The sequence below is a fragment of the Thiolapillus sp. genome (assembly GCF_048562965.1).
GTDB lineage: Bacteria > Pseudomonadota > Gammaproteobacteria > Chromatiales > Chromatiaceae > Thiolapillus > Thiolapillus brandeum_A.
Genome location: NZ_JBHNMF010001268.1, coordinates 1 through 739 on the forward strand (window position 1 = coordinate 1; position 739 = coordinate 739).

Here is a 739-nt window from a genome sequence, read left to right on the forward strand (position 1 = left end):
TGCGCCCAGACAATTGGCTCCCGCTCAATCCGGGTGACCTGCTCGGAAGAGCCGGATGCGGGAAATCCGCACGTCCGGTTCTGTGAGGGTGAAAGCCAGCAATGGCCGATCTACTCGACTGCAAGCCAAAAAGGTCCAGGCCCTGAAACAGCACAAGAAGGGCCTGATGCAGCAGCTCTTCCCCGCCGAGGGCGAAACCACACCCCACCTGCGCTTTCCTGAGTTTCGGGAGGCGGGGGCGTGGGAGGTGAAGCGTTTGGGGGAAGTTTGCATTATCTGCAATGGATCTTCCAATGCACAAGATCATGTAGATGATGGTGCTTATCCCCTATTTGATAGATCTGAAGAAATAAAGCGATCAAGTCGTTATTTGTTTGATGCTGAAGCTGTGATTATCCCGGGCGAGGGAATGAGATTCATCCCTAAATATTATTGTGGAAAATTTGACTTGCATCAACGCGCCTATGCATTATCAGATTTTCGTGAAGTCGGAAAGTTTATTTACTATCAATTAGGTGCACTAAAAGGTGTTCTGGCTTCAAAAGCTGTAATGTCTACCGTCCTATCGCTTCGGATGCCGATTCTTGAAACTTTCAAGTTGGTTATTCCGTCATCAGGAGAACAACAAAAAATCGCCCACTGCCTCTCCTCCCTTGATGAGGTGATCGGGCTGGAGTCGCACAAGCTCGACGCCCTCAAGAACCTCAAGAAAGGCCTGATGCAGCAGCTTTTCCCGCAG

General features: G+C 50.2%; 1 protein-coding gene. It reads left to right on the forward strand.

Going from position 1 to position 739, the window contains the following annotated elements:
• Positions 1-55 precede the first annotated feature (55 nt).
• On the forward strand, positions 56-739 hold a 684-nt coding region (locus ACOCD2_RS23735), incomplete at its 3' end, for a restriction endonuclease subunit S (protein WP_419591959.1).